The following is a 21,249-nucleotide window of genomic DNA, read 5'->3' on the forward strand; positions in this document are numbered from 1 at the left end:
TTTTACGTTTGCAACGCTGAAAAACATCATTACACATCAATTAGCGCCCCGTAGGGTCAAACTTGCTAATTTAAAAAAGCCAGAAACCCTTTACAATCAAGGATTTCTGGCTTTTATTTTTGTCATGTTCTTTTAGTGATATTCTGGCAGCCATTTGCCGTGCGCTTCGATAAGATCGTCGCACATTGCGATAATATCATCCATAGAAAGCTCCGCAGATGTATGCGGATCGAGCATCGCTGCATGATAAATGTGCTCGCGCTTGCGCGTAATCGCCGCTTCGATCGTCAGCAGCTGCGTATTGATGTTCGTCCGGTTGAGCGCCGCACATTGCGGAGGCAGGTCGCCTACATAGGTAGGAATGACGCCATTGCGGTCGACCAAGCAAGGCACCTCTACGCATGCTTCGCGCGGCAAGTTGGTGATCAGGCCGGTGTTCATAACGTTGCCGCCGATTTTGAACGGAATATCGGTTTCCATCGCTTCAAAGATGTAGGAAGCATATTCGTGAGAGCGTTCATGCGTCAGATTCGTATCGTTTACGAGATCGTCACGCATTTTTCCCCAGCGCGCAATCTGCTCAATACAGCGGCGCGGGTATTCATCCAGCGGAATGTTGAAACGGTCGATCAGCTCCGGATAATTCCGTTTGATGAAATAAGGATGGTATTCGGCATTGTGTTCCGAAGACTCTGTGATGTAATGGCCGAATTTCAGCATCATTTCATAGCGGACCATGTCCCAATGCTTTTCTTTTTGTTTCTCAGCCGCCCGTTTTTTAATCTCCGGATATAAATCGACACCGTCTTTGGTTACTTCAAGCAGCCATGCCATATGGTTGATTCCGGCAATCTTGGCTTTGACGCCTTCCTTATCGATGCCCAAGCTGTCGAATAAGCCGGGAATACAAGCTTGCACACTATGGCAAAGTCCAACGGTGCGAACGCCGCCGTAGGTGTTCATCACATTCGTTAACACCGCCATCGGGTTAGTGTAATTGAGGAACCATGCATCCGGACAAACCTCGCGAATGTCAGCGGCAAAATCGAGCATCACTGGAATTGTGCGGAGGTTGCGGAAGATCCCTCCGATACCGACCGTGTCGGCAATCGTTTGACGCAGGCCGTATTTTTTCGGGATTTCAAAATCCGTAATGGTGCAAGGATCATAGCCGCCAACCTGGATGGCATTGACCACATATTTGGCTCCGCGCAGGGCTTCCTTCCGGTCCGTATACGCTTTCACAACACATGTGCTTCCGCTCGTCTTTTTGATGTTATTCAGCATATTTGCGGAATCCTGCAACCGCACATGATCAATGTCAAATAACGCTAGTTCAAAGCCCTGAAGAGCAGGCGTCAGCATACAATCGCCAAGTACATTTTTGGCAAATACGGTACTTCCTGCACCTAAAAAAGTAATTTTGGACATAGGTTCGTCGCCTCCATATTGTCTTGTTCTTCTCCACTTCACTATAGCTCAGCGGCTTAATGATGCATATGGATCGAACGAACAGCAATATGGACATTTTTAGTTTTTTACGCTACCCTATGAGAAAAAAGCAAGAGGTGATCCTATGAATCCGGAACACTCTTATTTTACGATCAACATTAATCCTCTTACCACCAACGCAGATATATCGGTGCTATTTAGCGGAGAAGGCAAGCCCATCCCTCTGCATCAAATGGGCCCTGCCGTGCATGATTACTACCTGATTCATACGGTCCTCTCCGGAGAGGGCGTCTTCGAAATGCGTGATCGCTCTTACCGCTGCAGATCCGGGGACACGTTCGTCATCTTCCCTGGCGAGCTGTTCAGCTATATCGCAGATGCAGACCAACCTTGGCATTATGCATGGGTTGCTTTCGCCGGCCGAGCCGTTGGCATGACGTTATCTTCCATGGGAGTCACTCCTGAGAATGCCGTCATCTCGGGCAGCAATCCCCGCGCCATTCGGCACGTATACCGCCAAATCCGTTCCAGCTTTCAGCAGTCGGACTATCCGGTGCTTGAGGATATGGAAGCCGGAGGTTGGCTGCGTCTCCTGCTAAGTAGGCTTGGACAGACCAACCGGCATCGGGTTACCGATAAACGCGTGGCTGAATCCGAGATTGAGCGCCAAGTTTCTCAAGCGGTTCGTTATTTGGAACTTCAATACACGCAGACTGTCTCTATAGAATCATTGGCCCATTCGATTGGCTATCATCGTACTTATTTATGCAAAATGTTCAAGCAATATATCGGACTGTCCCCGATGCAATATTTGCTCAAAATTCGAATGGAACGCGCGAAGCAGCTGCTGGAAACCTCTATGACCATTGATCAGGTTGCCTCTTCGGTCGGATTCAACGATGCTTTGTATTTTTCCAAGCAATTTCGCAAATGGAACGGCGTGGCTCCTTCCGCTTATCGAAAGCAGTGCGCTAATTTTCTGTGAAACTTACCATATTAATGAATGAAATGAATTGTATGTTAATCTTTCTTTCGGGTAATCTACCTTAAGAAGGAGTTGGTCCGTGTTGGTTGCTGTCCTATATTCAATTCTTTGGATTCTAGCTGCCTTCAAACTCGCCGATCGCAACTGGAAACCCTATTATCCGACGATTCTATTCGCGTCACTCAGCAATTTGTTATACGAATTGATTTGTTATAATTATCAGCTCTGGCAGATGGAGCCCAACGGTGTGAAATACGCCATGATCCCCATTCTGCTGCTTTGCTTGATTGGCATGCCCCTCTCGACATGGGTTTATCTCTCGCATTATCCGGCAGATCGTTCGCTTTTGCAAAGGTTCAAGTATATCCTTTTATTCACAGCTCTTTTTGTCGTGCTCGAATATATTTCAGTGAAATTGGGAGCGATTACCTACCACAACCGGTGGAATCTATTATGGTCAACACTTTTCGATATCATCATGTTTATCATGCTGCGCGTCCATTTCCGCAATCCTCTAATCGGCATTGCCTGCTCTGTCGTCTATACAGGACTGCTTATTGTTTTATTCAATGTTACCCTTGAAAAGATGAAATGAAAAAACCTGAGGCAGCTCCTCAGGTCTTGGTCTACTGCGGTACGTTCGTGAACGAACTTGTCTTTGTTAATCCGCCATCTTCTCGTCTGTAAAGATGGAAAGTATCGTTAGAGACACGACTTCATTTCCCCTCGCCCATTGCAACGATGAAAAACACCTCTACTAGCCTACCTATTTGTCACCATACCCTTGGATTTGTTTATGGATACATCCGTTCAGCATCTTGAGGCAAATCCCTCACATGAACAAGATGGGCGGTGACTCTTCGATCATCGTCATGAGGGTATTCGTACCCCAGATGCGCGGCGACTTCCAACGCAATTTGTCTAAAGAGATCAACCATGTTAAACAGCGCCTGCCAGATATGATCGTAATTAGCGTCGGGGTATGTGCTCATCAGTTGATCCCACTGCTCTGGCGTCAGTTGTTTCTCGAAATATTTACCATATTTCCCCGAATCGACGGTAAAACCGGAACGAATGCCCACGTGCCATCGCAGCATCTTAATCAGCATGTCCCGCACCGGTTGCTCCAACATTTGTTTCGCGTAGAGCACTTCGCCTCTCCATAGTCCTTTGACGATATAGGTGCTAACCCACCAGAATTCATTGCAGCAGTTTGCGAATTGCTTGGCGGACGGCCGCAATGTGATATAATCGGAGTCGCTTGGCGGCGGAAAGGGATCGATCCGGCCATCTTTATCAAGAAGCAGCAGGCTCAAGCTATCCCTTTCCACCTGACTAAACCTCTCCGCCGTGTACAAATTCAGATCAATTCGATTGCCGTCTGTAAATTGCATGAGAAAATTAAAAAAGTCATAAGACTCCCGAAGCTCAGAACCCATTTCTTCCGGCATCTGCATAATCATCATTTCACCGAACTGTTGGATCCAGTCACGCTCGCGTACGAAGGAATCAACCTCCGTGACCACATAGACGATGTCATAATCCTGAAAACAATCGCGCGGCGCATTCTTATTCAGTCGCGATCCATTCATGATGACTGCCCTTACCTGTTCATTTTTTTCGGCATAACCAACGATGAGCGCTAGCATCTCTTCCTCGTTTCGCATTCGAGCCCTCCCTTATATCTGATTGATATTAATCATAAAAGCCATTGTGATATAATGCAAAGAATCAGTATGTGGAGGTAGAGATGCATGAAAATATACGTAATCCTCTCGTTTAACGAAGATGGAATGGACAATGTTTATGTAGGCACGGACGAGGAAAGAGCCCTTTCCTTCAAAACGTCCGATTTTGAAAATTGCGATGCTCTTTTCGTAGAAATATGGGAAGACGGAGAGAAGACGGACGATTACCGTCTGGAGTAACAAAGAAAAGCAATAACCCTAAAGCGAAGGGCTATTGCTTTTTTTCTAGTTCGGATAAATAAGCCGTTTTGCATAACAATGCCTTGGCAGGCCGCCATACATGGGACGGGTGAATTGAAGCAAGAAGCCTGATGCCTCCAAATTACGCCGGCTGACGTGATTGTCCGGATGAACCGTCGAGTACAGATGTAAGCAGCCGCGAGCCCTAGCACGCTCTTCCCTCAGCTCGTGAAAGCGACGCTGCAAACCTTGTCCCCTTGCGGATTCATGCACGACGGTTGCATCCAGAACGGCCACCCGCGTCAGCTCTGTCTCCGGCACGCCAAACTCCCTTCCCAGATTTTTTGACCCGGGTCCGGGGAATGCAAGTACCGTGTAGGCAACGAGACGGGCTTCCACATAAGCGCCATAGATCTCCCCTTGATTTTCTATAAGAGCGTGCAAGCTGTCCTCATCGTCCATAGCGAAAAACGATTGAGCGGGAAGACGCGACACCACGTCGATCATCAGCTTATGCACCTCGGGAATTTCTTCATGCCCAATTCTACGTATTTCCACAATGAGCAACCTCCCAAACAATGATTACCTCGCTACGATCTTGGCACTCTCGAATCTTTGCCCATACCTTCTATGCAGGACGAAACTGAGCAGCAACCCAGCCGTAGAAAGCACCGATATCGACAAATACAACTTGTGGCCTCCCAAGACTTCATACACCCACCCGCCAAGATAGGAAGCTACGATGCCCGAAACTCCAAAGAAAAGTAAAGCCAGCACCGTCTGCCCCGTGGCCTTCCACTCCTCAGGAACGATCCGGTAAAGATATTGGATGGCCGCGGAGTAAAAAACAGGGAATGTAAAGATCTGCAGCAGCTGCAAATACGTTAACCAGTGCGGATCAGTGATCCATGCCGACAGAAAGAACCGCAAAGCATAAAAGAAGCTGGCAAACGCTATGAGAATCATCTCTTTCCCTTTTCGCAACCACCAGAAACTAAGCGCAAAGACGAGAATCTCACTTCCCGCAGCCAGAAACCATGCTTGACCGACCAGGTCAGAGGTTCCGCCCAATTGCCGGATATAGACGCCAAGATAAGTATCATTGATACGCTGAGGTACCGCAGAAACAAAAATCAGTACCAGAAACCAAACTGTCTCGCGGTGACTCAAAAAATTGCGCAAACTTTTGATCGATACCGGCTTCCCCGTCGCCGGCGCATCCGGCAAGCCGAGACAGACCAGAAAACCGATCACCCCGATTCCCGCAAACAACAACGCAAGGCTTTGCATGCCAAAATACAGCATCGCATAGCCGACAACAAGCGACATGACCGCGTACCCGACTGCTCCGAACGTACGAACCGAGCCATAGCTCACTTTATTTGCCTCAGCCGTTTGAAAATTGAGACTTTCCGTAAGCGGATCTAATGGCATCAAGAAGAAATAAAGCAACATGGTAAAGAGCAAGAGCACTATAAAACTACCCGAAGCGTACAAAAAATACCCAACAAAGGTAGAGCAGACTAGCAGAAGCAGCATTATCTTTTTAACAGTTTTCGTCCGGTCGCTTATCATCCCCCATAATGGTTGGGAAAAGATCGTGACAATCCCCCCGGTGCCAATAATAAGTCCGATCTTCGAAGTCGGGAGACCCTGCGCATCCATGTAGACCGGTAGAAAGGAAACGAATAAAGCTAGAAGTGCAAAGTAAAGAAAATTAAACGTCCGTAATAAATAGGTTGAATTCATCGAAATCCCTGAACCTTTCAGCTATCTTAATTTAAAAACAACAATGCCCGCAATAATAATGAAGACTCCCGCTAGCTTATTCCAAGCCAGCGGCACAGCCGATACGCCAAATAATCCAAATGTATCAATGACTAAAGCGAAAATTAACTGAGCTACAAGTAAAATCGCTATCGAATATGCAGGCCCCAGCTGACCGATTCCTTTCATGACCGAGAATACGATCGCCACGCCGAACATTCCGCCAAGCATATAGCCTTTGTTCACATTTTGCAATTGGCTCAAACTGCCGTCGCGAATCAGTGCAAACAGGATTAACGATACCAGAAAGCCAGACCCGTGCACGATGGTGTTCGTTAACCAAAACCCCGCTTTTTCACTCAACTTGGTGTTTAAGACACCTTGAATAGCAATAAAAACACCAGCTAATAATGAATATAGAATTCCCGCCAAGCTCTTAGCCCCTTCCTAGTTGTACAAATGATTGCCTGCCAGCTCTCTCAATTTGTGTTCGTTCAATACAATGAGCCGCCCTTTTTTCCGTACGAGCACACCATCTTGAATCAAACGATGAATAACACGATTCAAGTGACGATAGCTGGTCCCAAGCATCTCTGCTGTTTCCGTCAGTGTAGATGTGCGTATTTCCTCCGCTTGCTCCAAGCCATCCTTCTGTGAAAGCAGAGAAAGCAAATAGCTTGCGAACCGATTTTCCACCGGATAAAGCAAATTCATCGCTGAAGCATTGCCGAGCGTATACAGTTTATGGCTCAGATTCTGGATCATAAACCATAGAAATGCAGGGTTATTCGCTTCTTTCTCAAGAATCAGCTCCCGGGTTATGATAAGCAGCGAGCAAGCGCCGACGGCTTCCACATTATTTTTGACGGGGTATTGCGCCATCCACTCCACATCCCCGATCAGGGCCGGCGGTCTGGAAAACCGCAGCAGCATCGTCTTGCCGTTCGGCAGCAGCGTATAGACCTTCAGTTTGCCCGACACAAGCACGTACAAGCCATCCAGCGTATCGCCCATGGAGCAAACCATCTCTCGATCGGCATAGGTTCTGAGCTCCATTTCTCCTACAGCTTCGGGCCCAAACACGTCGACCAAACCATTTTTTTGCATAAGCGCCTGAATAACTTGGATATCGCTTATTTTCTGCAATCTACATCCTCCGCTCCAATAGCACCACATTGGCGCTATCCTGCAATTCAGTGTATGGAATAAAAGCAAATTGCAAATAGGACATATGTCCTTTTCTAATTTAACCGTCTTCATCTACGAATGCAAAGGTACGCATTGCTGATCCACGCACATATATTCCTTGACAAGAATATTCCATGCGAAGTATATTATGTACATGAATAGCATTTTTAGTGCTCTTGCCGAATCCAACCGTTTGAACATCATTGAACTGTTGCGCGACGGCCCCCTTACTGTGGGGGAAATCGCCGATCGGCTTGGGCTTGCACAACCGCAAGTTTCCAAACATCTCCGCGTACTTAGCGAAGCCGGACTTGTCGATATGCACCCAATCGCAAATCGGCGGATCTATAAGCTGAGACCCCAGTCCCTGCAAGAGTTTAACACTTGGTTGGACTCTTTTCGCCGCATCTGGGAGGAGAGATTCGATCGATTGGATGATTATCTTCAGCAACTGCAGCGTCAGGAAAAGAAACAAGGCGACAAAAGCGGTACAAACAAAGAGTAACGGCAAAATTAAAATAATGGAGGCAGGGATAACATGGCTGAAAACAATGCAGCAAACAACATCACGACGAAAATGGAAGGGAACGAACTGGTTATCACCCGCAGCTTTGATGCGCCGCGAGAACTTGTATTCAAGGCGTGGACCGAAGCTGAGCGCTTAGCGCAATGGTGGGGACCGAAAGGCTTAACGCTCAGTGTCTCCAAGTTGGATCTCCGCCCTGGCGGCATTTTTCACTACAGCATGACATCGCCGGACGGAAACGTCATGTGGGGCAAGTTTGTCTACGGTGAAATCACCCCGCCCGAGAAAATCGTCTACACGAATTCCTTTTCCGATGAAGAGGGCAATACGATCAGGCCTCCTTTTAGCGCTGTCTTTCCGCTGGAAATCATGAACACCTTGACCTTAACCGAGCACGAAGGCAAGACGACGCTAACGCTCAGAGGCGGCCCTATTAACGCGACAGAGGAAGAACTCCAATTCTTTGCGGCTATGCACGAAAGTATGAAACAAGGCTTTGGCGGAACCTTCGAACAACTTGCCGATTACCTTGCGAAAGCCTGAACGATTGGCTAAAAGAATAGCAAAACCTCCTTCTCAAGTAAGAGGAGGTTTTTGTTATGGATACTATATCCTTGAGGGAGTACAATGACTTGCAGATCCTGTTGAAGACATTCGGCAACAGCCATGAAATTTCCGTATACGAGACTACGGAGTTATACGGCGAGAAGGGGCATTTCCGTGTTTTGCAATTTTCAAACGAGGCTATCCAAGGGGCAATGGACTTGAATGATCCGGAACGGATCGTATTTGAATATCCGAGGGCCATTATCCACTTAATGGCGTTCAACAACCCGTCATTTGAAGACGTATTTGTCATCGGGCATGGCATAGGGACAATCGCCGGCCATTTTTCAGATAAGCGATTTAAAATCGCCGAGCTTGACGGCAACGTAGTCGAAATAAGCAAAACCTACTTCGGCTACCGTAAGAATAATGTAATCGTTGGCGACGGACGCCTTTTGCTCAGCAGTGAAGAACCGCATACCTATGACTATCTTATTTTAGACGCCTTCACCGATAAAGGAACCCCGTGTCATTTAATATCCAAGCAATTTTTCCAAATCGCCAAAAGTAAACTTGAATCCCAGGGATCGATCATCATGAATCTGATGGGAAAAGGTGAGAATGACAAGTTAATTAACGCTATTCATAGAACTCTTAGCGAAGAATTTGCTTATACCAAATCCTTTTCCTTACGATCCGAACGCGCCACCGACATACAGAATGTCATTATTATGGGCAGAAACAAGCCAATCGGGTTCCAACTGCGCCATATGGCCGGTTTCACCGAATTTGAACCCGGGCAAGGACATATCATTATGGACGAGCGATGAACGAAATCACTGGAGGTTTAGTGCCTGTCTATACATTTACCTCCATTGCACTTGCAAGTTCAACGAGCTTATTTGTCGTTTTCCAATTGCGCACAGTTGATGGAACATCCAGCTTATGAAGGTTGTTCGCAAGTTTAGAATCGCGGACACTACGATGGAATAAAAGAAAGACCTCCTTGCCCACAATCCGATAATGTTCGTCTTTACTTCTGTAAGCTTCCAACCGTTCAACCTTTTCCTGCGAAGGCTCCTCAAGCATGAAGGAGACATAAAGGCTCTCGCCTTCATTCGATGCCTCCGCTTCGGAAATGGTTTCCTCCGAGAACGGGCAATTCGCGGTTACCCTTTTCAACTCGTCAGAGGTTCTTAATATAACAGGTACTGGGAAGCCATACTCCACCTCGATCTCCTGTTCGAGACGCTTGCGAAGCGGCTCTTCCTCCTCATCCGATACGAACAGGACATTACCGCTTTGAATATACGTTTGAACCCGGCTTAGGCCCATTGTTTCAAATATGCGCTTCAAATCAGCCATCTTGATCTTATGCTTGCCACCAACGTTAATCCCTCGCAACAGCGCGATATAGATCGTCATCTATCCCACAACCTTTTTTTTGAAATTGTAACTTCCACAACCAATATCCATACTTTACCATGGAAACAACGCTTCTGCACGTGGCCCGCCTATTCGCAAACGTTCTGTTCCGGTCAACTAAAAAACAGCACCCTCGACATCAAGCCGGGAATGCTGCTTCGTTTTATGCAGTTACACCGGTTCTCCATCAGCAACAGGGATGCCAAAATTCGGCGTTCCGTCTTCGTGCCAGCCCAGACGCTGCGCACGCATGTGACGGTTCGGATCATACAGCGGATCGCCTACGATTTCCTTGTAATTCCGGGCATGGTAGATCAAGATATCCTCACTACCGTCCCGCGAAACAGTAAAACTGTTATGCCCGGGGCCATACTGTCCGTTTGTTTCATTCGTTGTGAACACGGGCGACTGGCTTTTGCTCCATGAGTTCGGGTCCAGCAAATCGCTGTCCGCCGATGCGGTCAGCAGCCCCATCGCATAGTTGTAGTCGGTCGCACTGGCCGAGTAGCTGATGAAGATTTTGCCGTTCTTTTTGAGCACGGCTGCACCTTCATTCACGTGAAAACCTATGATTTCCCAGTCATATTCAGGCTTTGCGATCATGACCTGCTGTCCGCGAATCGTCCAAGGATTCTCAAGCGGAGCGATGTACAGGTTGGAGTTGCCGTAAATGGCCGGGTCCTTTTGCGCCCATACGAGATAGTGGACGCCACGATGCTCGAATTGGGTCGCATCTAGGGAGAACGATTCCCAATTCGTGCGAAGCTGGCCCTTTTCCAACCATTCACCCTCTAGCGGATTCTCCGAGGCATTTTCAAGCACGAACATACGGTGATCAAACAGGCCGTTATTCGTTTCTGTCGTCCGTGCCGCTGCAAAATAGATATACCATTTGCCAGCGATATAATGAATCTCCGGCGCCCAGATGTTGGCGCTCATGAGTCCCGTCGCGTATTTGCGCCATACTGTAACTGAGTCGGCAGCGGCAAGTTCTTGGATGCCCCGTGCTCTGCGCACCTCGATCCGGTCATAGTCGGGTACGGACGCAGTGAAATAGTAGTACCCGTCAGTGTGCTTATATACCCACGGATCGGCCCGCTGCTCAATGACCGGATTGACGAAAGTTTCGCGCACCAATTTCTCTGATGAATGCATGTAGGTTCCCTCTCTTTATATCTATTTCTTGTCACTTATCTGTTTGCCCCATACGGCTGTTCCACTCCGATCCAGCCCGGTAAATACAAGCGCAGGACGTTGTAATTCCCAGTCCCAGGAGGGGAGGAGCAATAGCTCTTCGGTCCGTCCTGCCGCTTCACCTTCATGCCACGTGAGCGTCATCGTATGGTCGCCGTCAAACGACCAAGTTCCGCTCCCAGGCTCACCCTCCGCCTTGCCGTTCGAGAACAGCGTCAGCGGCTTCGCCTTCACGCGACCATTCGTGGCCTTCTCGTGATAGATACGCTCCCACGTGCCGGCGATGGACGCCTTGGGGATCGGCTGCACCTTCTCGCCGGCATAGCGTTCCGGCGAAACGACCGGCCAGCCGTCCTTCGTCCAAAGCATCTGCCGGACGTGCAGGTAGGGCCACGACGTGCGCGTCTCGCCCCGCGCGTGATGAACCATGTACGTGCTGCCGCCATCCTGCAGCACGGAATTATGCCCCGGCGCGATCCAGCCCTCGCCCTGCGAGAAGCTGTATCCGCCGATCAGCTTATTGCCGATCTCGCCGGCCGGCGCCGAGGTCGGATCATTAAGATCCCGCCCATTCATATCGAGGTATGGGCCGGTTATCGCATCCGAACGTCCGACCCGGACGTTGTAATCTTTGAAAAGCGAATCGTACGAGGCGAAGAGGTAGTACTTTTTCGTCTCTTTGTTGTAAATGATATACGGCCCTTCGATCGCGCCCTCGGCCGTCTTGTGATCCCGGCTTGCGATCTTGCGCCCGAAGCCCTGCTCCTTCAGCTTCCCTGTCGCAGCGTCAATCGGCGCGATATAGATCCCGCCGAAGAAAGACCCATACGCCATCCAGGGCTGACCGTCCGCATCGCGGACGATATTCGGATCGATGGCGTTCGGCTCGTCTCCGCGCTGCGTCTGCACGACAGCGCCCTGATCGGCCCATGGCCCCTCGATCGAAGCGCTCGTGGCCACGCCGATGACTGATTGGTTCGTCCCGAACTGCGAGGCCGCATAGTACAGGTAGTACGTGTCTCCGAACTTCGCCACGTCAGGCGCCCACAAGTTCGTCGCTTTCGTCCATGCGAGCGCCGACTTCGGGATGCCTTCCTTGAACGCATAGCCGACCCAGTCCCAGGCGATCAAGTCCTTCGACTTCCGCACCATGATGCCGGGACGCAGCGTTCCGGACGCTTTCACATCCGTGGAGAACACGTAATAGATGTCCCTGTCTTTGACAATGGAAGGATCGTGAGCGTTGTTCACGTGCCACTCCTGCTCATTGTCCGCATTCTTCACATCATACATCGGGTAGTCGATGGGCGCTGAGGGGTACACCGGCTTCGGTACCGCTCGGCTGGTGCATCCCGCCAGCAGCGATCCTATCAACAAGACGATGCCTAATGTTTTGCCAAGCCTATTCACTTGCCGCCCCGTGTTCCTTAACCCCATTAACCTTTTACCCCACCGACGGTTAACCCTGAGACGAAGTAACGCTGGAAGAACACGAACAGGATCAAGATCGGCAGAATGGCCAGCACCGAGCCCGCCACCAGAATGTCGTAATTGTTGCCATACGGCGTGAGCAGGCTGGACAGCCCAATTGGCAGCGTAAAACTTTCATTTGTTCGCAGTACGATTAACGGCCATAAGAAGTTGTTCCAGCTTCCCATTGCTTGCAAAATCGTCATCGCACCAAAGGCCGGGGCCATCAGCGGCACCATAATACGGAAGAAGATCCCGTACTCCGAGCATCCGTCGATACGGCCCGCATCGAGAAAATCTTTCGGCAGATCCGCCGCATATTGGCGGAAGAAAAAAATCGGCAGCGGCGCAACGGCAAAGGGCAGAATGACCCCTGCGATGGTGTTGATCAACTTCAAGCCGATTGTAAGTTTGTAAAGAGGAAGCATAATAATCTCCACCGGAATCATCATGACGAGCAGCACCATGGTGAAGATCAGGTTCTTGCCTTTGAAATTATATTTGGCGAGACCATACCCGACCATAGAGGAGAAAAGCAAGCTGACTACCGTGAAAATCACCGTGATCACGAGGCTGTTTTTGTACCAATTAAAATAGTTTTTGGCTTCGCCCGACAAGATGAACGTGTAGTTTTTCAAGCTCATCAAATCCCACTGCAGCTTTACATTCAGACCGTAGCGCAGCAGTTCCTTGGATGGCTTTAGCGATGCTAGAAATAGAGCGTACAAGGGGAAAATCGAGGCAATCGCAAGTACGATAAACAGAAGGAGCATCAGGACGGCCGGCAGCGACCAGGATCCGCGTTCTTTCATCGATTTACTCCTCCTTTTTGAATAATCCGAAAGATTTTAATTGCACCATATTGACGAGCAGCGTGATCACGAGCAGCGTCAGACCGATCGCCGAGCCGAAGCCGAGATTGTTCGATTCCAGGCCCTGCTTATAAATGTAGCCGATCATCGTCAGACCGATCTGATTCGGCGAGTTATTGCCGCTAAAGATCGTGTAGCTCTCGACGAACATCGAATAGCCGCCATAGATGCTAATCGTCAATACGTAAATCGTCACCGGCTTCAAGAGCGGAAGCGTAATATTACGGAACTTCTGCCAGATGCCGGCGCCGTCGATCTCGGCGGATTCATAAAGTTCATTCGGGATGCTTTGCAAAGCCGATAAGAAATACAAGATGTTAATGCCCGTCCAGCGCCAGGCAGCGAGCAGCACCATAGCGAACATCGCCGTGCCCGAGCTTCTCAGCCATTTCTGGCTCTCCAGCCCAATCATATGCATGAACGAGTTCAATAAGGAACCGTCCAGCTCCCCGAAAATCAATCTAAAGATCGTGCCTGCCACAACCACGGACGTTAAGGCCGGAATAAAAAGAGAGGCCCGAAAAAAATTGCGCGCCTTCATGATTTTCGAATTCAAAAAAACGGCCAGCACCAATGGAATAGGAATCAGGATAAGAAGCGTCCAGAATGTATACTTCGTGTTATTCAGCAAAGCCTTGTAAAAATCCGGGTTGAACAGCTTTCTATAGTTATCCATACCGATAAAGCGCGTATGATCCGGCAGCACTTCTTGGAAGCTCATGATCACCGTGCTGACAACGGGATAAGCGAAAAAAATCAAGAATGAAAGGACAAACGGCAATACAAATACGTAGGGCGCAACCTTTTGCGAATAAAGCAGCCCGCCGCCGGCAGCCCGTTTCTTTGTAACTGTTGTTGCAGCCACTTGTTGAGTTTCCATCCTAGCCCTCCTCTCCAATACGAAAGCATGAATCACTAGCCTTGCAAATAGTCTCGCTATTCACAAAGCTAGTGACGGTGCTCTATCTGTCAGTCGTTCGTGTTACTTCCGCAATTCGTTCGAAACATCTTTCAGCGTTTGCGCAGCGTCTTTTCCGTCTTGCAGCACGCTCGGCATGATTTTTGTTTTTACCGCATCCGAAACCACAGGTATCTTCTCGCCTACGTTGACCGGATAGATTTCATTTTTCACGGATTCAAGCGTTTTGAAGATATCTTTACCGAAGAATTGAGTGAATTTGTTTTCTTCTTGCAGCTCCGGCGAACTCCATACCTCGATGCGAATCGGGTCAAAACCAAGCTGCTTCCAGATTTGAATGTTGCCTTCTTTGGAAAGCTTCGCATAGGCGAGGAACTTCATCGCCAAATCTTGATTTTTGGATTGTTTGGTAACCGCTGTTCCCGTACCGCCCATACCTGCCGAGCGGAATTGGCCTTTTTCCCAAACCGGCATCGGTTTGATGATGATTTTGCCTTTGAGATCCGGCATGTAGTCGGTGAAACGGCCCATGTACCACATTGGCATCCAGACGGAAGCTGCGCCGCCTTTGTTCATGAAGCCGTAGTACTCTTCGGCATGATGACCGCCGCCTGGCGCAGGAACCGCCACTTTTTCTTTAATGAGATTTTGCAGGTATTGCAGTGTTTTGGTGTTGATGTCATTATCGAGGATCACTTTGCCGTCTTTATCCAAGTAATCGGATTTTTGCTGGGAAATGAGCGGCCAGAACGACCATTGGTCGGATGTTTCCAGCGTCGTCATCGGCTTGCCTGTAGCTGCAAGCACTTTTTTGCCGGCTTCTTCATAATCGGCCCAGGTCACGATGGAATCCGCATTCACGCCCGCTTTATCGAGAATTTCTTTATTGTAGTAAATTACTGCTGCGCCAACATGGAAGTCGATGCCGTAATATTTGCCGTCTTTCGCGTAAATATCCACCCTGGATTTCACGATGTTCTTCAATTCCGGCTCAACAATGCTGTTTAGCTCAGCCAACTGAGGCGTGCCTTTGAGAAAATTGGGGAATTTACTGATCTCAATGTCCGCCAAGTCAGGAGCTCCGGTACCGGATTGCAGAGCAACCAACAGCTTATTGTGCATATCATCGTATGGCAGTGTATCCGCTTGCAATTCGATCTGTTTATCAGGATTCGCTTTGTTCCACATCTCCGCCATGCTTTGATAGAACTTGCCATGCAGTTCATTGAATGTCCAAAGAACCAGCTTCGTAGAGGCACCCTTCTTCCCTCCCGAATCCCCTGACCCTCCGCTTGAAGTGCTTGTGCTGCACCCCGACAATACCAAGACCATGCTGAGAACCAATACCATTGCTGTGACAATTGCTTTCTTCATTGATCCTTTCCCCCTTCAAAAATTGGTATGAATGATTGCGAGCAATTTCTAATGTTGAAAATGATTTGCTTTAGATAAATCTAAATCATTTTATATTATTATTTTATTTTTGCTTGAAATTTTTGTCAAGGAAATTTTTGAATGCGCTTACGTCATTTTCTTTATTATATCTGTTTATTTTAAAATAAACACCAGGTATATTTCGAATAAACCTGAATAAATTTAACTTTTTATATATGAATCCGCTTTCTTTTATGTAATTAACAAATATTGGCTCGGTACTCTTCCTTTATGCCCCCCAATCATTTATAATAAATTTAAAATAAACAAGGGGATAGGCCATATGATCTATATCAAAGAGCTCCGCTCTGGTTTAAATATATTTAAAGCATTAAGCTCAGAGATTCGAATTGAAATTCTTGAGCTCTTGGCCAAAAACCAAAGCCTGAATCTAAATGATTTGGCGAATAAATTGAATCTCACCAATGGCGCCATTACGATGCATATTAAAAAACTGGAAGAAAGCGGTTTAATCGAGATCAATACCGCCGTCGGCAAACATGGCATTCAGAAGATTTGCTACCTCAATGAAGAGAAGCTCATGGTGGATCTGCGCAGCAAGGAAATCGATAACCTCTACGAAGTTAATATGAAAGTGGGCCATTACAGCAACTATCAAGCACTGCCTACCTGCGGTCTTGCGACAAAAGACAGCATTATCGGCGATTTCGACGATCCCCGCTATTTTGCCGATCCGCAGCGGATCGATTCCCAGATCATCTGGCTGTCGGAAGGCTTTCTCGAATACCGCATTCCGAACTATTTAAAGCCGAATCAGACTTTCAAAGAAATTCAGTTTTCGATGGAGCTAAGCTCGGAAGCGCCCGGCTACTGTAACAACTATCCTTCCGATATTTATTTTTATATCAATGACCAAGAGATTGGCTATTGGACAAGTCCGGGCGATTTCGGCGATGCGCGAGGCACGTTCAACCCGGATTGGTGGCCTCCGCACCTTAATCAATACGGGGTGCTCAAGCTGATCCGTGTGAATGACGAAGGCAGCTTCATCGACGGCTGCCGCATTTCCGACGTCACTTTGTCCGATATCAACCTGGACTATAAGAGTGAGATTAATTTCAAAATGGCTGTGGACGATAAATCGAAGAATAAGCGCGGATTAACGATCTATGGCCAGCATTTTGGCAACTACAACCAGGATTTGCTGGCGAGGGTTCTGTATACCAACCAGGAAGAATAGCCCACTGATTTCAGATGAAAAGAACCTGGCCGATGGCCAGGTTCTTGTCTTAAAGCCGTATATTTGGCATCGAGCTTGTCTTTGACAATCCTCCGTCTTCTCGTCTGTAAAGATGAAAAATATCGTTTGAGACACGATTCCAACATCCCGCATGTCTGTAACGATAAAAAACACTTCTCCAGCCTCACTTGGCGTACACAGCTGCTTTTTTTCTCGTCTGTAAAGATGAAAAACATCGTTCGAGACACAACTCCGATATCCCCACATGTCCGTAACGATGAAAAACACCTTTGCAGTTGTGTACTTGCTGTTTGTTGTTTCCCGCTTTGCAACTTTCAAGATGGCTTGACCTTATACAGGGCAACAGGAATCCAGAGATTCCGATTGCCCTTTCACTTTAGATAGCCGCGGTCGGAGCCTCCCAGCTCAATGCTGTTTCCAGCATGGTCTTCAACTGCTCCGCTCTGTGCAGATCCGGCTTGGCTTTGAGCATGTTGAATTCATCGCGGATATATTGGATTGCGTCGTCGCGCAAACGCTCCAACTGCTCCCCATTTAAGATGTACAAATACTCCCGAACGGACTCATACGTGTAATACCAGTCCCTGCTCTCCAGAAATGTAAACGATGCATGTTGATACCAGGTTCTGGCATGAGCTTTCAAGGCGGCTGTGATGATATCGTTGTTCCCCGACATGGCGTAAAGTCGATCGGAGGAAATCAGACTCCTGTAATTAATCATATTGCCGGCCGCATGCGTATTCGGAAGCCCATAAAACTGGATGAGATGATCCAGTATTTCAATATACGCATCCGTTCCGGCACGCTTCGGATTGAACTGGCACCTAACCGCTGCATGTGCGATGTCTTTCAGCAACCGGAGAGCTTCTGCCATTCCTTTTTTGTCAACGGAACCTTCAAAAAACAACCCCATCTTGCCCGGACGAATCTCAGCCCGGTCAATCGCATCATGGAGTTTATCCTCGAATTGCTCCTTACTGTAAGGCGCCCATCGGTCGATATGATTGGCGAGCTCCGCTCTCATGCCAAACTCTCTGCGTATGATGCTGATTAAATTAATTCCGCCGCTGCCGTTAACGGCAAGAAATATTTCGTGTAGAAGATTTTCCAGGTTTTTCGCCTTTTTTACGGCATTCATGATCTCAACCGGAACCGTATAAACGGTCTCCGCTTCTTTTTGTTTGAGTGCGATGATGAGCTGCTCTAAGTCCGAAAGTAAATCTTGCTGCATCCTAACCCATCCTTTCATTCACCGATTCTGCAATCAACCCTCTTAAAGTTAGTGAAGAAAGGATTCGTTTCTCAGCCAAGCTCCACCTTCATCGGTGCTGCGGTAACACATCGTAGCTGACTGGAGCGCCCCCTTGGCTGCCTCTTCTATGGAGGAATACCGATTTTCCATGGCAGTAACAGGACCAGCATTGTCTGCTCCCCGGTAATAATGACTGAGCTCATAAAAATAAGTGCCGGCTTGATTCTTAAGGATCAGAATCTCGATCGATGTGCCATCGACTCGAGCCTTTAAGTGCCCGACAACCTCATGAACGGCCTCAATATCCGCATGAACATTTTCGAGCTCGGTTAAATTCAACATTTTTGCAAGCCTCCACATCGTCTTTTTATTAAATAGTTCCCCTCCAGACCATTTTTATCCAATTTATTTGAACCGTTATTCGTCCAGCATTTTCAACTACACCCACTTTTCGTCTGTAAAGATGAAAAATATTGTTAGAGACACGACTGCAACATCCCCACATGTCAGCAACGATGTTTAACATCTTACCAGCTTCGCTCCGCGTACAAAGCTGCTTTTTTTCTCGTCTGTAAGCATTCAAAACATCGTTAGAGACACGACTTCATTTCCCCTCACCCACCGCAACGATGAAAAACATCTCTGCAGCTGCGAACTTACTATTTGTTGTTGTACGCCTTGCAGCTTTCATAGTGGTTAGCCCCTTATTCCTTGGTACATTTCCCCTTCAAATGTTTCAAACGTTGCCTGTGCTTAAAGTAATCCGATAATTGGATGATAGAATTCAGACTTCCTCGCGCAGCACCTTGATGATCGCTGCAACTTTCTCATCGCCATAGCCCGCTTCCATCGCTCTCTTGAAAAGCCCCATAGCGAACGCCGGAAACTCGGCGTTGATCTTCGCTTCCCGGGCTTGCTGCAGAAACATTTCCAAGCCTACCGCAGAGGTCTTCAATGAGCTTTCCGGGTTCTCAAAATCCCCTTTTTGAATCGTTTCACCCATGTGTTTGATCATCTCCCCGATGAATGGAGCGATGGTGAGAAGCATGGATCCGAGGGCATCCACGCGATGACCCTCCGATTCGAAAATGCGTGCACCGTGCATGAATCCCAGAAACGAACCGTATAAGTAGGAGAGAAATCCCAGATCGAAGGCAGAAGCCGAACCGGCCTGCTCTCCTAAATAAGGAACATTACCCGCTAGGCTCTTAAGAATGGCCTCGCTCTTCAGCAATGCTGTGCGTGCGCCCGATACGAAAATAGTGGTCTCCGGCCTTCCCATCTGCCCCGGAGTTGCAGCAATGGCGCCGTCGAGATAGTCGGCAGCGTGCTTATGTGCCCATGCTTCATAGTCACGTGCCTCTTTGGGGCTTCCGGTGGTAAGCTGAATCAGCACCCGATCAGCGAGGGCAGGGATTACCTCCTTTGTATCAAGTATCTTGTACGAAGTCTCATAGTTGGCTACGCAAATGATCGTGATAGGACTTGCTTCTACCGCAGAAGCTGCATTGGAGGCCAGAACGGCTCCCTCCCGCACCAGCGGATCAGCCTTCTCCGCCGTCCGGTTCCAGACTGTGACACGGTAGCCATCCTTTAACAGCGCGCGAGTGAGCGCTATGCCCATTGGGCCTAAACCAATAATAGTTACTTCACTCATGTATATATCCTCCAATTATTTTTATTGACCTTGACACCAATGTCATGCTTTATAATGGAGACTGACATTTATGACAGGGAGGCGTGTCCGTTGAAGATCAGTCAATTGTCTAAATCAACCGGTGTCAGTGCTCGATCCATCAGGCATTATGAAAAGAAAAAGTTAATTACGTCCATGCGCCTGGATAACGATTATCGGGAGTTCGACGAATCCGCAGTCGAGCGCATCCGAAACGTCCAGGTATATCTAAGCTTAGGCATGACAACCAATGAAATCGAGCAAGTTTTAAGTTGTAAGGATAGCAATTCCGCAAAGAACGGATATTGCGATGACATGTTGAAAGCCTACGAAGATAAATTAGAAAAAATCAACAGCCAACTGAATTCCTTGGCCACGCTGCAACACCGGTTGGAGAAGCAAATCCGCATCATGAAGAAAAAAAGGGAACGGCTGGGTATCGTGACATAGCTGATCTTAGGCTTCAGGCAACGACGACCGCTTCCGAAGCATCTCGGTCAGTCGCGGGAAACCGTCGCTGCCGTGGCCCTCATCAATCGCCCGCTGTACGATGGCCTTGGCAGCGCTCAGAACACTGGCATCGATTCCATGAGCCTCGGTAGTGAGAATAATATGAATGACCCTCATCGACCTGCCGGGCAAAATCGGTCATGATCCCTGGAAGTATGCCGGTGATTCCTTGGGCATACACGGCGAGTTCCTTCGCCGAGATATTCTCCGCGCGTGCTAAGGTAAGCGCATGTACGTAACCGCTCACGAATGTCCAGTAAATATCCAACAGGGCTACGTCGAACGCAGCTGCACGGCCGGGATCCGTACCGAGATGCGTGGCCGTACCGCCCAGACTGGCCAGCGTCGGCCGGTGTTTTTCATAGACGTCCGTCGCTCCGCTATACAGTACAACGGCCGTGGGCTGACCGATCGTCGGCGTCGGGGTCATGATAGCCCCATCGAGGTAGTCGATACCGTGCCCAGCAGCCCAACCGGCCATCTCGCGGGCCCGCTTTGGCGAGTCGGCAGTAAGATTCACCAGCGTCCTTCCCTTCAGGACGTCTCCCACAGGATCGAGAATCGCGTGCACAGCGTTGTAATCGAGCACGCAGACAATCACAAGCGGGCTCGCTGCAATCGCATCGGCGACAGTAGCCGCTAGGCTCGCTCCTTGCACGACAAGTGCATCAGCCTTCCCGATCGAACGGTTCCATACAGTCGTCGGGTGGCCGTTCTTGAGAAATGAACCTGCCAGCGCCTGCCCCATCGGACCTAGGCCGATGATCGTCACCGGCGAACGATCCGCATCTGTGACTCCCAATTCTTTTGCTTCTAATTCACTACTCAATGAAAACACCTCCTCTTGTATGTGTTCACAACGTATTCTATAAGATTGACACTAG

The 21,249-nt window shown here is 48.5% G+C and carries 23 protein-coding genes and 1 pseudogene; 8 read left to right on the plus strand and 16 right to left on the minus strand.

The window, feature by feature from the left end:
- Positions 1 to 132: 132 nt before the first annotated feature.
- Positions 133 to 1,431 carry an alpha-glucosidase/alpha-galactosidase gene (melA, locus tag ACFQZT_RS29545; protein ID WP_379306052.1) on the minus strand — a complete coding sequence of 433 codons (1,299 nt, stop codon included), beginning with the start codon at positions 1,429 to 1,431 and terminating at the stop codon, positions 133 to 135.
- A 145-nt stretch (positions 1,432 to 1,576) separates the two neighbouring features.
- Between melA and ACFQZT_RS29550 the strand changes: the two genes are divergently transcribed.
- Positions 1,577 to 2,437: a helix-turn-helix domain-containing protein gene (locus ACFQZT_RS29550; RefSeq protein ID WP_379306054.1), complete on the plus strand. Its 861-nt coding sequence runs from the start codon at positions 1,577 to 1,579 to the stop codon at positions 2,435 to 2,437.
- Between the two features lie 79 nt (positions 2,438 to 2,516).
- Positions 2,517 to 3,032 carry a CBO0543 family protein gene (locus ACFQZT_RS29555; RefSeq protein WP_379306056.1) on the plus strand — a complete coding sequence of 172 codons (516 nt, stop codon included), beginning with the start codon at positions 2,517 to 2,519 and terminating at the stop codon, positions 3,030 to 3,032.
- Between the two features lie 199 nt (positions 3,033 to 3,231).
- Here ACFQZT_RS29555 and ACFQZT_RS29560 read toward each other — a convergent pair whose 3' ends face one another.
- Positions 3,232 to 4,104: an aminoglycoside 6-adenylyltransferase gene (locus tag ACFQZT_RS29560; RefSeq protein ID WP_379306058.1), complete on the minus strand. Its 873-nt coding sequence runs from the start codon at positions 4,102 to 4,104 to the stop codon at positions 3,232 to 3,234.
- 87 nt (positions 4,105 to 4,191) lie between these two features.
- On the opposite strand from ACFQZT_RS29560, the gene ACFQZT_RS29565 reads away from it, so the two are divergent.
- Positions 4,192 to 4,365, plus strand: coding sequence for a hypothetical protein (locus tag ACFQZT_RS29565; RefSeq protein ID WP_379306060.1), 174 nt, complete (start codon positions 4,192 to 4,194; stop codon positions 4,363 to 4,365).
- Between the two features lie 45 nt (positions 4,366 to 4,410).
- Here ACFQZT_RS29565 and ACFQZT_RS29570 read toward each other — a convergent pair whose 3' ends face one another.
- The 4 genes from ACFQZT_RS29570 to ACFQZT_RS29585 are packed head-to-tail and all read right to left on the minus strand — an operon-like array spanning position 4,411 to position 7,278.
- Positions 4,411 to 4,923, minus strand: coding sequence for a GNAT family N-acetyltransferase (locus tag ACFQZT_RS29570; protein ID WP_379306063.1), 513 nt, complete (start codon positions 4,921 to 4,923; stop codon positions 4,411 to 4,413).
- A gap of 24 nt (positions 4,924 to 4,947) precedes the next feature.
- Positions 4,948 to 6,114 (minus strand): MFS transporter, encoded by a 1,167-nt coding sequence (locus ACFQZT_RS29575; RefSeq protein ID WP_379306065.1) that lies wholly within the window; start codon positions 6,112 to 6,114, stop codon positions 4,948 to 4,950.
- Positions 6,115 to 6,135: 21 nt separating this feature from the next.
- Complete coding sequence (locus tag ACFQZT_RS29580) at positions 6,136 to 6,564, minus strand: DMT family transporter (RefSeq protein ID WP_379306067.1); 429 nt, start codon at positions 6,562 to 6,564, stop codon at positions 6,136 to 6,138.
- 15 nt (positions 6,565 to 6,579) lie between these two features.
- Positions 6,580 to 7,278: a Crp/Fnr family transcriptional regulator gene (locus tag ACFQZT_RS29585; protein ID WP_379306069.1), complete on the minus strand. Its 699-nt coding sequence runs from the start codon at positions 7,276 to 7,278 to the stop codon at positions 6,580 to 6,582.
- Between the two features lie 196 nt (positions 7,279 to 7,474).
- Here ACFQZT_RS29585 and ACFQZT_RS29590 point away from each other — a divergent pair, with 196 nt between their 5' ends.
- From ACFQZT_RS29590 to ACFQZT_RS29600, 3 genes are read left to right on the plus strand one after another with little or no spacing between them, the layout of a single operon-like run.
- Positions 7,475 to 7,825, plus strand: a complete 351-nt coding sequence (locus ACFQZT_RS29590) for an ArsR/SmtB family transcription factor (RefSeq protein ID WP_379306071.1) — start codon at positions 7,475 to 7,477, stop codon at positions 7,823 to 7,825.
- A gap of 33 nt (positions 7,826 to 7,858) precedes the next feature.
- A complete protein-coding gene (locus tag ACFQZT_RS29595; RefSeq protein ID WP_379306072.1) occupies positions 7,859 to 8,389 on the plus strand; it encodes an SRPBCC family protein in 531 nt (176 codons plus the stop codon).
- Positions 8,390 to 8,445: 56 nt separating this feature from the next.
- Positions 8,446 to 9,222 carry a spermidine synthase gene (locus ACFQZT_RS29600; protein ID WP_379306074.1) on the plus strand — a complete coding sequence of 259 codons (777 nt, stop codon included), beginning with the start codon at positions 8,446 to 8,448 and terminating at the stop codon, positions 9,220 to 9,222.
- Positions 9,223 to 9,250: 28 nt separating this feature from the next.
- Here ACFQZT_RS29600 and ACFQZT_RS29605 read toward each other — a convergent pair whose 3' ends face one another.
- From ACFQZT_RS29605 to ACFQZT_RS29630, 6 genes are all read right to left on the minus strand, one after another.
- Positions 9,251 to 9,817, minus strand: a complete 567-nt coding sequence (locus tag ACFQZT_RS29605; protein ID WP_379306076.1) for a DUF1697 domain-containing protein — start codon at positions 9,815 to 9,817, stop codon at positions 9,251 to 9,253.
- Between the two features lie 171 nt (positions 9,818 to 9,988).
- Positions 9,989 to 10,972: a glycoside hydrolase family 43 protein gene (locus tag ACFQZT_RS29610; RefSeq protein WP_379306077.1), complete on the minus strand. Its 984-nt coding sequence runs from the start codon at positions 10,970 to 10,972 to the stop codon at positions 9,989 to 9,991.
- 21 nt (positions 10,973 to 10,993) lie between these two features.
- Entirely contained in the window at positions 10,994 to 12,394 is a 1,401-nt protein-coding gene (locus ACFQZT_RS29615) for an arabinan endo-1,5-alpha-L-arabinosidase (protein WP_379306156.1), read from the minus strand.
- Between the two features lie 53 nt (positions 12,395 to 12,447).
- A complete protein-coding gene (locus ACFQZT_RS29620) occupies positions 12,448 to 13,293 on the minus strand; it encodes a carbohydrate ABC transporter permease (protein WP_379306079.1) in 846 nt (281 codons plus the stop codon).
- A gap of 4 nt (positions 13,294 to 13,297) precedes the next feature.
- Positions 13,298 to 14,233 (minus strand): carbohydrate ABC transporter permease, encoded by a 936-nt coding sequence (locus tag ACFQZT_RS29625; protein ID WP_379306081.1) that lies wholly within the window; start codon positions 14,231 to 14,233, stop codon positions 13,298 to 13,300.
- Positions 14,234 to 14,335: 102 nt separating this feature from the next.
- On the minus strand, positions 14,336 to 15,646 hold the full coding sequence (locus ACFQZT_RS29630) for an ABC transporter substrate-binding protein (protein ID WP_379306083.1): 1,311 nt from the start codon (positions 15,644 to 15,646) through the stop codon (positions 14,336 to 14,338).
- A 343-nt stretch (positions 15,647 to 15,989) separates the two neighbouring features.
- Between ACFQZT_RS29630 and ACFQZT_RS29635 the strand changes: the two genes are divergently transcribed.
- Positions 15,990 to 16,907, plus strand: coding sequence for an ArsR/SmtB family transcription factor (locus tag ACFQZT_RS29635; RefSeq protein WP_379306085.1), 918 nt, complete (start codon positions 15,990 to 15,992; stop codon positions 16,905 to 16,907).
- A 397-nt stretch (positions 16,908 to 17,304) separates the two neighbouring features.
- On the opposite strand, the gene ACFQZT_RS29640 is transcribed toward ACFQZT_RS29635, so the two are convergent.
- From ACFQZT_RS29640 to ACFQZT_RS29650, 3 genes are all read right to left on the minus strand, one after another.
- Positions 17,305 to 18,159 (minus strand): hypothetical protein, encoded by an 855-nt coding sequence (locus ACFQZT_RS29640; RefSeq protein ID WP_379306087.1) that lies wholly within the window; start codon positions 18,157 to 18,159, stop codon positions 17,305 to 17,307.
- Between the two features lie 48 nt (positions 18,160 to 18,207).
- The gene (locus ACFQZT_RS29645; RefSeq protein WP_379306089.1) at positions 18,208 to 18,522 is read right to left on the minus strand and encodes a hypothetical protein; all 315 of its coding nucleotides are present in this window, start codon (positions 18,520 to 18,522) and stop codon (positions 18,208 to 18,210) included.
- 442 nt (positions 18,523 to 18,964) lie between these two features.
- A complete protein-coding gene (locus tag ACFQZT_RS29650) occupies positions 18,965 to 19,837 on the minus strand; it encodes an NAD(P)-dependent oxidoreductase (protein ID WP_379306091.1) in 873 nt (290 codons plus the stop codon).
- Between the two features lie 90 nt (positions 19,838 to 19,927).
- Here ACFQZT_RS29650 and ACFQZT_RS29655 point away from each other — a divergent pair, with 90 nt between their 5' ends.
- On the plus strand, positions 19,928 to 20,305 hold the full coding sequence (locus ACFQZT_RS29655) for a MerR family transcriptional regulator (RefSeq protein WP_379306093.1): 378 nt from the start codon (positions 19,928 to 19,930) through the stop codon (positions 20,303 to 20,305).
- A gap of 6 nt (positions 20,306 to 20,311) precedes the next feature.
- Here ACFQZT_RS29655 and ACFQZT_RS29660 read toward each other — a convergent pair.
- Positions 20,312 to 21,113: pseudogene (locus tag ACFQZT_RS29660) on the minus strand (NAD(P)-dependent oxidoreductase).
- Positions 21,114 to 21,249 lie beyond the last annotated feature (136 nt).

It is taken from the genome of Paenibacillus sp. GCM10027628, from assembly GCF_042676385.1.
Lineage (GTDB): Bacteria > Bacillota > Bacilli > Paenibacillales > NBRC-103111 > Paenibacillus_E.